This is a genomic window from Aggregatibacter sp. oral taxon 458 str. W10330 (genome assembly GCF_000466335.1).
Lineage (GTDB): Bacteria > Pseudomonadota > Gammaproteobacteria > Enterobacterales > Pasteurellaceae > Aggregatibacter.
In genome coordinates this window covers 18,164-32,844 of sequence record NZ_KE952613.1, presented here as the reverse complement: position 1 = coordinate 32,844, position 14,681 = coordinate 18,164, and the positions used below count along the sequence as shown (strand labels likewise).

Sequence of the window (14,681 nt, the reverse complement as noted above, 5' to 3'; positions counted from 1 at the left end):
TACTATGAAATACGAAATATTCCTCAAAAAATACCGCTAAAAAGAACCGCACTTTCGATTTTTCTCCGCTCAATAAAATTGGAAAAAGACCGTTTAAAACTAGACAGGCTAGTAATTTAATGCTAATTTACGCACCAATTTCAAACATCCCATTCATTTATATCTAAATATCAAATCTAAACAACTCTCAAATTAACTATGCATCTTACAGAACTTAAAAATATGCCGGTTTCCGATCTTGTGAGACTTGGCGAAGGACAAATGGGTTTAGAAAACTTAGCCCGTTTACGCAAACAAGACATTGTTTTTGCCATTTTGAAACAACACGCGAAAGGCGGAGAAGATATTTTCGGTGGTGGCGTTTTAGAAATTTTGCCGGACGGTTTCGGTTTCCTACGTTCAGCAGACAGTTCCTATTTAGCCGGTCCCGATGATATTTACGTCAGCCCAAGCCAAATTCGTCGTTTTAATTTGCAAACCGGGGATAAAATCGAAGGGAAAATTCGACCGCCAAAAGAAGGCGAACGCTACTTTGCCCTCCTTAAAGTTGACCAAGTCAATGACGACAAACCGGAAGTCTCCCGCAGCAAAATCCTTTTCGAAAACTTAACGCCATTACATGCCAATTCCCGTTTAAGAATGGAACGTGGCAACGGTTCTACCGAAGATTTAACCGCCCGAATTTTAGATTTAGCCGCCCCTATCGGGAAAGGTCAACGTGGTTTGATCGTCGCGCCACCGAAAGCGGGTAAAACCATGTTGTTGCAAAATATTGCGCAAAGCATTACCCACAACTACCCTGATGTAGAACTTATCGTGTTACTGATCGATGAACGCCCGGAAGAAGTTACGGAAATGCAACGCTCCGTCAAAGGCGAAGTGATTGCCTCTACTTTCGATGAACCGGCAACCCGTCACGTTCAAGTGGCTGAAATGGTGATTGAAAAAGCCAAACGTTCTGTAGAACACAAAAAAGATGTGGTGATTTTACTCGACTCCATCACCCGTTTAGCACGCGCTTATAACACCGTGACCCCGGCATCCGGTAAGATTTTATCCGGTGGTGTGGACGCCAACGCATTACACCGTCCAAAACGTTTCTTCGGGGCCGCGCGTAACGTAGAAGAAGGCGGCAGCTTGACGATCATCGCCACCGCATTAGTAGATACCGGCTCCAAAATGGATGAAGTCATCTTCGAAGAATTTAAAGGTACCGGTAACATGGAATTACATCTTTCCCGTAAAATCGCGGAAAAACGTGTGTTCCCGGCTATCGACTTTAACCGTTCAGGTACCCGTAAAGAAGACTTGCTCACTACCCCTGACGAGTTGCAAAAAATGTGGATCCTCCGCAAAATCCTTAACCCAATGGGCGAAGTGGAAGCGATGGAATTCCTTATCGACAAACTCGCTGTGGCAAAAACCAACGAAGCCTTCTTTGAAATTATGAAACGTTCATAATGAATCGTTGGATGGGCTAAATATACCTATTCCGTATATGAGATAAACAAAGGGCTTGATATGAATCAAGCCCTTTTTTAGTGTCTCTTTTAATGGAACGTTGTCGCCGATTTTTCGGCTTTTTCCTTGTTGATGTCCTTTCCCTTATGGGTTTCAACGCTTTCTGATTTTTGAACGACATCCTCTTTAACAGGATTTTCTTGAACCGCACTTTCATTCGTGGAATGTTCCTTTACCTCCGGTTTACCGGAGTCCTGTGGTGCAGTCGCATCTTTCGTTGCCTCTGTTGCTACCGCAGGAGGATTAGCCGTTTCATCCGCTTTGTTCGACTCTTCTAACACCGCTGGCGTTTTAGTTTCATGTTGTTCGGCTTTCTGAAGCATTTCTTGTTCAAGCGCTTCCTGTTCAGCCGCGGCTTTCCGTTCGGCTTCCGCCTGAGCAAGACGTTCCTGACGAATCGCCTCTAACGTTTTACCATTCACAAGCCATTCCTTATCCTTATCCTTTTCCAAGGTCATGACATATTTTCCATCTTGCTCAGTGAAAAGGGGGATCAGCTTACCTTCAGGTTTAAGTTCCGTCTGCCATGATTGCCAAAACATCGAATCCTTTTTGATTTTTGAAGCGGCTTCCTGTGTATCATCTAGTAGCGCCTTATCAAATGAAAACGTCATTTTTCCCTTAAGATTTTGCTTAAACAACCCAGCAGACTTTTTACTCTCTTGTGGCACAGATGCCGCCCCTTTAAGAGCAAGGTTCACAGGATAAGCTTTGGTTGTCGGATAGGTATTGAGATTCAATGCTACCGTTGTGCCCTCTGTTGACAGATCCAGCGTAGTCCAGAGATCATCGAACATTTTCTTATAGCTTTCCGGTGGAAAATACGCAGTACACAAGAGACTATGCATTCCCATACAGAATTGCGTTATTGCTAACTGAGGGTAATTGTTTAGCACCATCGGCATATTTATCTGCAATCCTTCAAGTTGCACTTGCAAATCAGGCAAGGCTAACGTTTTCAATGAAAGGTGCGATGTCCCGTAATAACGTTGATTTTCCACCTTCGCATCACCGTTTACCGCCAACGCCTCCAACGCTACATCACCATAGCGAAAAGCCTTCAGCGTCATCTCCCAATGTGCCTTATCTTCCATGGACTTCACCCATTGATCTCTCAAGGCGGATAATGCTTGACTCATTTCTTTCGGTGGTGTTTTGGTCGCCAGCGCTTCTAAATAAAACGGAATAAACGCTAATTCATTTTGTAACGGATAGTCATCCAGTTGATAGCGAATATCCGCGCCGCTAAGTTGCCATTGTTTCGTTGGTTCTGCCGGTGTTTGTTTGACATCGGCGGCCTTTAATTGCAATGTAATACCGGCTTTGGCAAGGTCTGTATTATTTAATTCAAGCTGGAATGCAGTGTCCTTTAAAGAAAAATAAGGCTGCTGATCTTTCGGCACGTCAATGGATTTTACCGACAGCGAACCGTTAAAACGGTCATTATGGGTCAGCACACCAATGACAAAATTCATGGCATTTTTAACACTCGGCTGCTTGTTCAATGCGTTAAATTCACTGGCAAAATCCACCGCACTTTGCACGCCTTGTTGCTCAAGGTTCAGTGATAAGCCACGCACAATCGTTGGATTTTCCTCTGCCTTATGCGCTTTATCGGTAATTTGGAAAGTTTCACTATTAAATTGTGTCAATAAATCTCGTTGCTGTATCTCGGGATGCGGTTTGACATCAAGACGATAAGCGGCGTTTTTTAACTGAATTTTCGTGTTTTCACCATTTAAGAAATCCACCTCAACTTGCTTGGCATTCAGTTCTAATAGCCGAATAGCATATTCATTATCATCGACCCGCTGTAATTGTGCGTGCCCTTGCAGCTGTTCTAATTTGCTGTTTTTATCATAATTAAATCCGCTCAGCGTAGATTTCACTTTGATATTTTTGCTACTTGGATCAAAGTTAAATAGCACAGAAAGGGTTTGCGTTTTGTTCGTAAAATCACGAAATTCAGTAACAAGATCCGATTGCAAATAATCGCCTACCGGAGAAAATTTGCTGTTAATGGTGTTTTTATCAAGCGTGATATTAAGCTTTTTATTTAATTGACGCACCAACTGTTCGGAAAGCTGAGATTCTGCCGTAATAAAAAAAGGCAACGCCGTCAGTTTGGTTGAAATCACCTCTGTGCGCTTACCCTCACTATTTTCCAAACTAAATGTGAGGTCTCGACTAAAAAAATGATTTCCCGTTTCGATGACATGAAGGCTGAGCTGATTATCTAAAGAATAAGGGAATTTTTGCAAAACCCGATCCACTTGCTGGTTGGTATAAAACTGCGCGCCCCCACCCAGTGCAACAAGGATGGCAGCAAGGGTTAAAGTAACTTTTCTTTTTTTACTCATGTTATTCTCAAACTTAGATGAAAAACGTTTAGACGAATTGATCACGTCAAATTTAAAAGTGCCGTAAATAATAACCGCACTTTACTCTTTTGAATACAAAGTGCGGTTAAAATTTCAATTATTTTTAATTTTTACTGATTTTTTAACAAGAAAATACCTTGCTCGGAAAGATGTACATAGGCTTCTTGCGATGCCGGGTTGAACTGTTCCGGGCGGCAGTTAATCAACAAATCTTGACCATGCCATAACGCCACAACTTCCCAATGGTTACCCATATACACCGCACTTTTAATTGTGCAACGTTGCGCTTCTGTGCCGGTTTCATGGAAATAAACGGCTTCCGGGCGAACGCCTGCCAAACAATCACCGTCCAGTAAATTGAATTGGGCAGCATTATTTAGGGCAAGTTCATAGCCATGAATGTTAACGGTATTTCCTTGCAATTTCGCCGGGAAAATACTGGATTCGCCCATGAAGTTAGCCAGGAATAAGGAGTTCGGGCGTTGATACAGATCTTTCGCCGGTGCTTTTTGCATGATTTTGCCTTTATTCATCACGATGACTTCATCGGATACTGCAAAGGCTTCCGTTTGGTCATGGGTAACGTATAAAGAGGTGATGCCAAGGCTTTGTTGTAATTCACGGATTTTTTCCCGCATTGCGCGACGTAAGTTAGCATCGAGGTTACTTAAGGGTTCATCGAACAGTAACACTTTCGGCTTGAGAACAAGCGCACGAGCAAGCGCCACACGTTGTTGTTGACCACCGGAGATTTGGTCCACATAACGATCTTCAAATCCGGCCAAATCCACCAATTCCAAGGCTTCTTTAACGCGCTGTTTACGCTCTTCCTTGCCCACGTTTTGCATGCGTAAGCCGTAACCGACGTTGTCACCGATACTCATGTGCGGGAATAACGCGTAGGATTGGAACACGATACAAATATCGCGGTTTTGAATGGACGATTTGGTTACGTCTTCACCGTCAATGAAAATTTGTCCGGAAGTTGGGTTTTCAAGACCGGCAACCAAACGCAAAATAGTTGTTTTACCGCAACCGGATGGCCCAAGCAACGTCACCATGGTGCCGCGTTTAATGGTTAAATCCAAATCATCAATTACCACAGATTTGCCAAAGGCTTTCGTGACATTTTTTAATACTAAGAAATCATTACTCATATTTTTTTACCTACAACTTAATTCATTTTTTTCGCTTTGGAACGGGAAATGCGGGTGTCACCAACAATCCAGTCGAAGAATAAAATAATCGCCATCATCACTACGATTAAGATAGAACCGTATGCAATGGCAATCCCATACTCACCGTCTTCGACACGGTTTAGGATGTATGCGGTTGCCACGCGGGTATCCGCAGTTACCAAGAAGATGATTGCACTCACTGTCGTCATGGCACGCACGAAACTGGTGACAAGCGCAGAAAGCAAGGCCGGTTTTAATAATGGCAACACGATATACCACAGGGTTTTCCATGAGCTACCTTTCAGAGAAAGGGAGGCTTCGTCTAGGGATTTATCGAGTTGTCCCAAGCCTGCAATCGCCGCACGCATACCGATTGGCAAGTCACGCATCACCATGGAAATCACCACGATAATACTGGTGCCGGTGATGTACATTGGCGCATTGTTAAAGGCAAGAATGTAAGAGACCCCCGCCACGGTGCCAGGTACGGCAAAACAAAGCATGGTTAAGAATTCGAGAGATTTTTTCCCTTGGAAGTCTTTACGCACCACGATATAGGCAATTAACAAACCAAAAATGGCGGTAAGTGGTGCCGCGATACCAGCGTAAATTAAGGTATTAATTAAGGAAGGCCACGCGCCGTCACTTAATCCTTGTCCGAACAACATAGCGTAGTTCTTCAAGGTTAAGGTATAGTCCACACCCCAGTTAACGGTGAAGCTTCCGTAGAAAATACTGCCATATAAAGCAAGATTGAAGATGACCCAAGCGCCGAGCATGAAAATAATCGTGTATTTCAAGCCGGCAGGGAGTTCTTGTACATCGCCGCGATAAGATTTACCGGATACGGTCACATAAGAGCGGTTACCAATCCATAAATATTGAATGATAAAAATCGCCAAGGAGAAGATTAACAACATGGAGCCAAGGGTACTGGCGGAGGCGTAATCTAATTGTGAACCGGCAATGTAGAAGTAAATTTGCGTTGCAATAACGTCGAAGCTACCCCCCAACACCAACGGGTTACTAAAGTCTGCGAGCGATTGGATGAACACGATGAGGAACGAGTTCGCCAAGGCAGGGCGCAGTAACGGGAAAATGATGTTATAGAAGGTTTGATAACGGTTAGCACGCAACGTATAAGACGCTTCTTCAATGGACGGATGCACGGATTTTAATGCGCCGTCTAAAATCATGAAGGAAATTGGCGCGAATGCCAAAATCTGCGCAATAGCGATACCGTTAAAACCGTATAACCAGTTGTGATTGGTGAAGCCGAAATTGCTTGATAAAAACTCGGTCACATAACCGGAGCGACCAAGCATTAAAGTTACCCCTAACCCGACCACAAAAGGTGGTGTAACAATCGGTAAAATAGAGAAGATTTTTCCGATAAAGGCTGTTCGGCGCGCAATACGGGTCGTGTAAAGAGCAAATGCTAAACCGAATACCGTAGAAACGATACCCACGAAGCCGGATAAGAACAAGGAGTTACTGATGACGCGCACAATGTAGCTTTGCGTCAAAATACGCATCACTTGTTGTGGTGCAAAGGTGTCCCCGTCGTAGAACATGGAAACAAAAATCGCCAATGTCGGATAAACGATAAAGAAGAAAATCAGCAACACAATGCACAGCAAGGAGGCAATAATAAATTTGTCGCCTTGCATAATCTTTAACTTCGCCAAAGAGAGCGTAGCAAGTGCGGTGAAAGCGATGAGTAAAACGATCACCGAATAACCCATGCTGATTTTCAGCACGCTGGCGCTGATAAAGGTAAATAATGTCGCCAGTACTAATAAGTAAAGTTCCGCTTTGGCTTGTGTATTGGTTGGTAATTTTAGCCACGGCAATAAACCGTACAAAATCACTGGCAAGAACCAAAAAGCGGTAATGTTAAAAGATGACCAACCCATGGCATCGAAGAATTCATCGGCGGTGCTGTCAAACAAGCCGTAATCTAAGGCGTGGGAAGGGAGAACAAGAAATGCAACAATGGACAAAATTATCCAAAAATTCGCAGAATGTGTGATTGGTAGTTTATTTGCGTTCATACAACCTCGCATAAGAAGAAATAGAGAAGCAATGCAATAGACATTGCTTCTTTATTTAACAACAATTTATTTGGCTAGTTTAACATCATCAACCCATTTCGTGATTAAACGTTTGCGCAAGTCAGTGGCACCGTATTTGTCAAAATCATAGTTAATCAGGTTAATCGATTTAAAATCCAACGCATAAGGGGATTGTTGCGCTGTGGTATTGGTTAAAATGGAATAGGCTTCGCCTTTTTGCCATGTTAATTCTTGCGCTTCTTTCGATAGCGCCCAATCCACGAAAAGTTTCGCATTTTCAGGATTGCGTGCGCCCTTAATTACGCTGACTCCACCAATTTCATAGCCTGTACCTTCGCAAGGTACCACTAATTCAACCGGTGCTCCTTTGGCTTTTTCTAAGGAATATTCGTGTAAAAAGCCGATACCGATTGCGGTTTCACCACGCGCCGTGTTACGGGTGGCTGTATTACCGGATTTGGTATATTGCGACACGTTTTTGTTTAACGCTTTCAAGTAGTTGAAGGCTTCATCTTCACCCCAAAGTTGGATATAGGTGGCTAATTGCGTATAGCCGGTTCCTGAGCTTTGCGGATCCGCCGCTTGAATTTCATTGCGATACATTGGATCAGCTAAATCTTTCCAGCATTTTGGTATTGGCAAATTGAGTTTTTGTAAACGTTCAGGGTTCACACCAAAACCTAATACACCAAGATAGATAGCTGAGGAATAGTTGCCTTTCATTTTAGCCGGATCACGGAACTGCTCTACAATTTGTGGCAGATTTGGTGATTTATAAGGCTCTAACAAGCCCATTTCACCCGCTTGGGAATGCGGATCCATGGTGCCACCATACCAAACGTCGCCTTGAGGGTTATCTTTTTCCGCATCGATTTTGGCTAAGATAGTGCCTGTGCCGCCACGAATAAAACTGGTTTTTACATCATATTTTTTCTCGAATGCCATGGCTTCTTGCTCGCACATAGTATTTTGTGCGCTGCAATAAATGACTAAGCGACCTTTTGCCGCAGCATTGCCACTTAATAACATCCCACCGAGTACAACGCCTGAAAGCGCTAACGCAATTTTTGAGAGTTTCATTTGAACACTCCTGTGTTTTTGATGCGCGAGGTAACGCACTTTTGTTGATGTGCGTCCTAATAATGGTGATAGGCTCGCGCCGTAAGACACGAGCCATCAATATAAGAAAAGTGCGGTGAGAAAAATACGAGAATTTTCGACCGCACTTTAGCGTGCTTATTTCGCTAATTTAACCTCTTGAACCCATTTTTCAATTAAGGCTTTGCGTTGTTCGGCGGCGCCGTATTTTTCAAAGTCATAATTGATGAGATTCAATTTATTTGGATCAAACGCCGTTGGGGATTGTTCTGCTGTTGTGTTGGTTAAGATTTGTAAGGATTCACCTTGTTTCCATGCCAATTCTTGACCTTCTTTAGATAACGCCCAATCTACGAATAATTTTGCATTGTCGATATTACGTGCGCCTTTTAAGATGCTCACGCCACCTAATTCATAGCCCGTACCTTCACATGGCACTACGAGTTCCAATGGTGCGCCATTACGTTTTTCAAGGGCGTAATCGTGTAAGAAACCGATACCCACGGCTGCTTCACCGCGAGCGGCGTTACGGGATGGGGTGACACCGGATTTGGTGTATTGGGAAACGTTTGGATGTAAAGCTTTTAAGAAATCAAAGGCTTTGTCTTCACCCCAAAGTTGTACGAATGTGGCAAGCGCCGTATAGGCTGTACCGGCACTTTGTGGGTCTGCAATTTGTACTTCCCCTTTCAAACGTGGATCCGTTAGGTCTTTCCAGCATTTTGGCACTTCTTTGATGCCTAATTTTTCCAGACGTTCTGTGTTCACGCCGAAACCTAAGATCCCCATGTAAATAGCAGAAACATAGTGACCTTTGGTTTTTGCCGGATCGCGGAAACGTTCTACGATTTCATCAATGTGTTTAGATTTGTAAGGTTCGATTAAGCCTAATTCAGCCGCTTGCGCTTGTGGGTCGAATGTACCGCCGAACCACACGTCGGCTTGCGGGTTATTTTTTTCCGCTTCTACTTTGGCAAAAGTGCTGCCTGAGCCGTTACGAATAAAGGAGGTTTTAACATCATATTTTTCACCAAACGCTTTGGTGGTGGTTTCACATAAAATATTGGTGGCGCTGCAATAAACGACTAAGCGACCTTTTGCCACAGCCGCTTGGTTTGCCATTAAACCACTAGCTAAAAGTGCGGTGGAAATTGCAAGAGAAAGTGATTTTAACTTCATGTTGTACCTCTTTATTGTCCATGAGATGAAAATAACATGCCGATATCGCTCGGTATGCGCTTTTTAGGTGAGCATGTTACATAAAATCCCACGCCATTAATGTGAGAAGCCTCACAAAACGAAGAATTTTCTGCATGAATCTGTTGCGTTACGTCTGAATTATAGAAAAATAGCCAAGGGAGAAATCTAGTTATGTCAAAAAAATGCTTTTTTCTTTATAATTCCGCCAATTTATTCACATTATGAGAAAAGGAAAGGGTATGTCAGAAAATCAAACAGCATCTTGTATTATTATCGCCATTGCCGGCGCATCGGCTTCAGGAAAAAGTTCTATTGCCTCTACAGTACATAAAGAACTTTGTCATGAACTGGGTTGTGAAGAAATCGGCATTATTGCCGAAGATAGTTATTACAAAGATCAAAGCCACTTAGAGATGTCTGAACGGGTTAAAACCAATTATGATCACCCAAACTCCATGGACCGCGATTTGCTCATTGCCCATTTGAAAGCGTTGAAAGCCGGCAACGCCGTCGATATTCCCGTGTATAGCTATGTGGATCATACCCGAACTGATGACGTGACCCATTTCACGCCAAAACGTATTGTGATTTTAGAGGGGATTTTATTACTCACAGACGAGCGTGTACGCCAGTTGGCGGACATTTCCGTCTTTGTGGATACGCCGTTAGATATTTGCTTTATTCGCCGTTTACAACGCGACATGGAAGAACGTGGTCGCACCCTTCAATCCGTCATTGATCAATATCGTGCTACCGTGCGTCCGATGTTCTTGCAATTTATCGAACCCTCTAAACAACATGCTGACATTGTGATCCCTCGCGGAGGGAAAAACCGCATTGCCATCAATATGTTAAAGGCGCAAATCATGCAGCTTTTAAGCAAAAAATAGGAGCAGATCATGAGATTATGTGATACTGACATTGAACGTTATCTGGATGAAGGCTTAATTTCGCTGAATCCGCGCCCGTCTAACGATAAAATTAACGGTGCGACGATTGATGTTCGTTTAGGTAATTCTTTTCGCGTATTTCGTGAACATTCTGCCCCTTACATTGATTTAAGCGGCCCGAAAGAAGAAGTCTCCGCGCAGTTAGAATCGGTCATGAGCGATGAAATTCTTATCGCCGATGATGAAGCTTTCTTTTTACACCCCGGCGTACTTGCCCTTGCCACCACCTTAGAATCGGTAAAACTGCCGGCGAATATTATCGGTTGGTTGGACGGACGATCCTCTTTAGCGCGTTTGGGGTTAATGGTGCATGTGACGGCACACCGTATCGATCCGGGTTGGGAAGGCAAAATTGTGTTGGAGTTTTATAATTCCGGTAAGTTGCCGTTGGCATTGCGTCCAAATATGGTGATTGGCGCCTTGAGTTTTGAAGTGTTAAGTGGCACGGCGGCGCGTCCGTATAACAGCCGTAAAGACGCTAAATACAAAAATCAACAAAATGCGGTTGCCAGTCGCATTGATGAGGATAAATAAATGAAAAAGATCGCCCTGATGACATTGGTCGTGATGTTGGCGATCTCAGCACTTTTTTACATTCAACTGAATAAGCTGGAAAGTACGGTCAGTACCAAATTGGCACAATATAAAACGGTTGTTCAAGATCTTCATATTGGCGTTTTCCCGCAGCCCTATGTGGCTTTTGAAGGGGTTAAACACAACCAAGTGACTATCGGGAAGTTAACTGGGAAATTGAATTTTTCCTCGTTAATTTCCGGCAATGTGCAACTTGCGCAGTTAGATATTCAAAAGATTCGTTTTTCCGATAAGGCACATAATGCAGCGAATATACAAATACATTTCTCCGATTTCAGTCTGGATAATATTCGCCAAGATCGCGTGCAATTCAATGGGCCTCAGTCTTTGACGCTTGAATGGGATAAGCCATTATATGGCGATCTACAACGCTTCCATTTTCGTTTCAATAAAGGGGAAATCTCCCGATTCGCCGAAAACGACTTTGCGGTGGTGTTTGAAGACGCTGAGCTAAACCAACAACCGCTAGGCACTCTCCGTGCGGAAGTCGATTTATCCAAATACACTAAATATGTTATTGCCGATATTATTTCGGATTGCGATCTCGTTTGTATCGCGCACCTAGATTATACGAGCGATCCCGATCAAAGTGCGGTCAGTTTTCGAGGCAAAAATTACCCTATCGAACGTTTATTGGCGTTATTTAATTTCCCAAATACGCTCACCGGCAACACGGATTTTGACATTACCGCCGAGTTCGTTCAGTCGCGAATAAAAGCCGGTAAATTCTATTTTAGTGCGCATGATGGCGAGTTATCCGGCGTGAATTTATTGGAACTTGCCGGGCAATATTTACCAATCAATTGGCAGAATGCCGAAGTTAAACAAAAAGACGCGATCAAAACGCCGTATAAAAAATTTGTTATGAGTTCTATGCTTCAAGAGAATCAATTGAAGATTGACAAAATCCTGTTAAAAACCACCGCACTTTCAGGGGAAGGAAGCGGTCAGGTAAACTTAAAATCCATGCAATGTGATGTGAATTTAACGCTTCGATCAAATAATGAAAAATATTCGGAATTTGTTCTGCCCCTGCGTTTCTTTAATAATTGCTACTCCCCACAATATGAAGTGTTATTTGATAAAAACTTGCGCAATCAACTTAAAGATCTTCTTAAACGTAAATTAGGGCGGGAATAGTGGCCACTTTAAAAATCGTACGACGCTTAAAATTTTTTCGCGTCATTTTGTTGGCATTTGCCGCCTTTGTTTTTAACACAACAGAATTCTTACCGGTCGCCTTGCTTTCAGACATAGCCCAAAGTTTTCAGATTCCGGTAGAAAAAACCGGGCTGATGATTACTATTTATGCGTGGATTGTGTCGCTGATGTCCTTACCTTTTATGCTCATGACGGCAAAGCTAGAACGACGTAGTCTGTTAATCAAATTATTCATTATTTTTATTGCCAGCCACATTTTGTCAGTTTTGGCGTGGAATTTCTGGATATTGCTACTTTCCCGTATTGGCATTGCCTTTACGCACGCCATTTTCTGGTCAATCACCACGTCCCTTGCAGTGCGTGTCGCGCCAAAAGACAAAAAAGCACAAGCCATCGGGCTGTTAGCTATGGGCAGCGCATTAGCAATGGTGCTCGGCTTGCCGATAGGACGGATTATCGGACAATATCTCGGTTGGCGCGAAGCCTTTGGGATTATCGCTTTTCTGGCGTTTTGTCTTCTTCTACTTCTCTATCGTTTCCTACCGCACTTAGCCAGCCGCAATGCCGGTTCGCTAAGCAGTGTGCCTTCGTTATTTAAACGCCCACTTTTGGTGGGGCTCTACGTGTTAACGATACTGATCGTTTCGGCGCATTTTACCGCTTACAGTTATATTGAGCCTTTTATTGTTCGCATTGGAGAAATGAGTAATGGCGTTGCCACGGCAATTTTATTGATTTTTGGGCTTTCCGGCATTACCGCCAGCCTGCTCTTCAACCGCTTACATCGTTTAGCACCGGCAAAATTCCTTTTAACGTCCATGGCGATTTTGGCCATTTCTTTAGCCTTGCTATTACCTTTTAGCCACAGTGAATTTTCCATGTATTTGTTGGCATTTGTCTGGGGAATCGGTATTTCAGGGATTGGTCTAAGTTTGCAGGTTCGTGTGCTACAACTGGCACCGGATGCTACAGATGTGGCGATGGCAATTTATTCCGGACTCTACAATATTGGTATCGGCGGCGGTGCGTTACTTGGCAATCAAGTTATGCAGCACCTCGGTTTATCCAGCATTGGGTTTACCGGTGCCGCCTTTGCAACGATCGGGCTAATGTTCTTTCTCTATATCCATCTGCGTTATGGCAAAACGCGTTCCTAGGAAAAGCCGGTTTTGCCACTGAACACATTAATTTTCGCTATCAAACCAACCACGGATAAATTGAATCGCGAAAAAGAGCGTAAAGAGCAAAACAACATAAAGAATATAAGAAACAATCGGATGGCTGGGCGAATCTGTCTCAGCCATTGCTTTTATGGATAACGCATTCGGGAATTCATCAAACATTGTTAAACGCCAGCCGTAATATTTGATTTCCACGGTTTTTTCTTCATTACCCAAGGCTTGCGCCAATGCCTGTAAATTTGCTGAGCCGAATTTGAAATAGAACGGAAAACCCCAGCGGGTATCTTCGTTGCGATATACCATCACTTTGCCGTTTTCATGTTGCGTATTGATAAAATACACATCGCGGGTCGGGCCGTCTGCCGGATTGGCTTTTGTAATCGGTCCGTCTTTATCCACCCGTTTCACCTCAACGCCGGTCACTTTGGTGACATCATAGCTTGGCATCGAATAATTTATCGCCGTAGCAATGCATAAATGAAAAATAAAAATGACGGAAATAAAAAAATATTTTAAAAATTTTCTCATCTTTTTGTCCTATTGAAATGAGGTTGGTTAATTATTGTACCTGAATTTTAAATAAACGCTCGAAGTTTTGTGTGGTGATTTGTGCCATTTCCTCGGCTGAAACGCCTTTCAATGCCGCCACATATTCACACACTTCACGAGTGTACGCCGGTTGATTTTGTTTACCGCGATAAGGCACCGGTGCCAAATAAGGCGAATCGGTTTCTACCAACAGGCGATCTAACGGCAGTTTGCGCACCACATCCCGAAGTTCTTCCGCATTTTTAAAGGTGATAATCCCTGAAATGGAAATGTAAAAACCTAAGTCTAATGCTTGTTTTGCCATCTCATAGTTTTCGGTAAAACAATGCAAAACGCCACCGCACTTTTCTGCCTGATTGTCGCGCAACAGGCGAATCGTGTCTTCGCGCGCCTGGCGTGTGTGAATGATGACCGGTTTATTGAGCTGATTGGCTACGTCAATTTGGCTAGCAAACACGGCTTGTTGGGCGGCTTTGTTTTCTGCACTGTAATAATAATCTAAGCCGATTTCGCCGATGGCGATGACTTTCGGATCTTGCGCCAAGCGTAACAAGCGCGCGGCATCATAAGGTTCTTCTTCAAAATCCAGCGGGTGTACGCCACAGGCTAAAGAGACGTTATCGAATTTTGCTAATTCCGGATACACTTTTTCAAAACGGCTCAAGGTCACGCCAATTGCCAATAAATGTTTCACATCGCGTGCTTTTGCCTTTGCCACGACATCGGCAATATTTTGATGTAATGTTTCGTAATCCAAGGCATCCAAATGGCAATGGGAATCCACAATAAACAT

The 14,681-nt window shown here is 43.4% G+C and carries 12 protein-coding genes; 5 read left to right on the top strand and 7 right to left on the bottom strand.

Features of this window, described 5'->3' with window-relative positions; translation table 11 throughout:
* Positions 1 to 198: 198 nt before the first annotated feature.
* On the top strand, positions 199 to 1,461 hold the full coding sequence (gene rho / locus HMPREF9065_RS03450) for a transcription termination factor Rho (protein ID WP_021616385.1): 1,263 nt from the start codon (positions 199 to 201) through the stop codon (positions 1,459 to 1,461).
* 89 nt (positions 1,462 to 1,550) lie between these two features.
* Here rho and HMPREF9065_RS03455 read toward each other — a convergent pair whose 3' ends face one another.
* The 5 genes from HMPREF9065_RS03455 to HMPREF9065_RS03475 form a co-directional block, all read right to left on the bottom strand.
* Positions 1,551 to 3,881, bottom strand: coding sequence for a hypothetical protein (locus HMPREF9065_RS03455; protein WP_021616384.1), 2,331 nt, complete (start codon positions 3,879 to 3,881; stop codon positions 1,551 to 1,553).
* A 131-nt stretch (positions 3,882 to 4,012) separates the two neighbouring features.
* Entirely contained in the window at positions 4,013 to 5,059 is a 1,047-nt protein-coding gene (gene fbpC / locus HMPREF9065_RS03460) for a ferric ABC transporter ATP-binding protein (protein ID WP_021616383.1), read from the bottom strand.
* 17 nt (positions 5,060 to 5,076) lie between these two features.
* Positions 5,077 to 7,134 carry an ABC transporter permease gene (locus HMPREF9065_RS03465; RefSeq protein WP_021616382.1) on the bottom strand — a complete coding sequence of 686 codons (2,058 nt, stop codon included), beginning with the start codon at positions 7,132 to 7,134 and terminating at the stop codon, positions 5,077 to 5,079.
* Positions 7,135 to 7,200: 66 nt separating this feature from the next.
* Positions 7,201 to 8,235 carry an ABC transporter substrate-binding protein gene (locus HMPREF9065_RS03470; protein ID WP_021616381.1) on the bottom strand — a complete coding sequence of 345 codons (1,035 nt, stop codon included), beginning with the start codon at positions 8,233 to 8,235 and terminating at the stop codon, positions 7,201 to 7,203.
* A 156-nt stretch (positions 8,236 to 8,391) separates the two neighbouring features.
* On the bottom strand, positions 8,392 to 9,432 hold the full coding sequence (locus HMPREF9065_RS03475; protein ID WP_021616380.1) for an ABC transporter substrate-binding protein: 1,041 nt from the start codon (positions 9,430 to 9,432) through the stop codon (positions 8,392 to 8,394).
* Positions 9,433 to 9,692: 260 nt separating this feature from the next.
* On the opposite strand from HMPREF9065_RS03475, the gene udk reads away from it, so the two are divergent.
* The 4 genes from udk to HMPREF9065_RS03495 are packed head-to-tail and all read left to right on the top strand — an operon-like array spanning position 9,693 to position 13,315.
* Positions 9,693 to 10,343: a uridine kinase gene (gene udk / locus HMPREF9065_RS03480; protein ID WP_033002607.1), complete on the top strand. Its 651-nt coding sequence runs from the start codon at positions 9,693 to 9,695 to the stop codon at positions 10,341 to 10,343.
* A gap of 9 nt (positions 10,344 to 10,352) precedes the next feature.
* Positions 10,353 to 10,937 (top strand): dCTP deaminase, encoded by a 585-nt coding sequence (gene dcd, locus HMPREF9065_RS03485; RefSeq protein WP_021616378.1) that lies wholly within the window; start codon positions 10,353 to 10,355, stop codon positions 10,935 to 10,937.
* Positions 10,938 to 12,137, top strand: a complete 1,200-nt coding sequence (locus HMPREF9065_RS03490) for a hypothetical protein (RefSeq protein WP_021616377.1) — start codon at positions 10,938 to 10,940, stop codon at positions 12,135 to 12,137.
* On the top strand, positions 12,137 to 13,315 hold the full coding sequence (locus HMPREF9065_RS03495) for a sugar transporter (protein WP_021616376.1): 1,179 nt from the start codon (positions 12,137 to 12,139) through the stop codon (positions 13,313 to 13,315). The genes HMPREF9065_RS03490 and HMPREF9065_RS03495 overlap by 1 nt, the downstream gene beginning before the upstream one ends.
* Positions 13,316 to 13,342: 27 nt before the next feature.
* Here HMPREF9065_RS03495 and HMPREF9065_RS03500 read toward each other — a convergent pair whose 3' ends face one another.
* Positions 13,343 to 13,867, bottom strand: a complete 525-nt coding sequence (locus HMPREF9065_RS03500) for a DUF1523 family protein (protein WP_021616375.1) — start codon at positions 13,865 to 13,867, stop codon at positions 13,343 to 13,345.
* Positions 13,868 to 13,898: 31 nt separating this feature from the next.
* On the bottom strand, positions 13,899 to 14,681 hold the full coding sequence (locus HMPREF9065_RS03505) for a TatD family hydrolase (protein WP_021616374.1): 783 nt from the start codon (positions 14,679 to 14,681) through the stop codon (positions 13,899 to 13,901).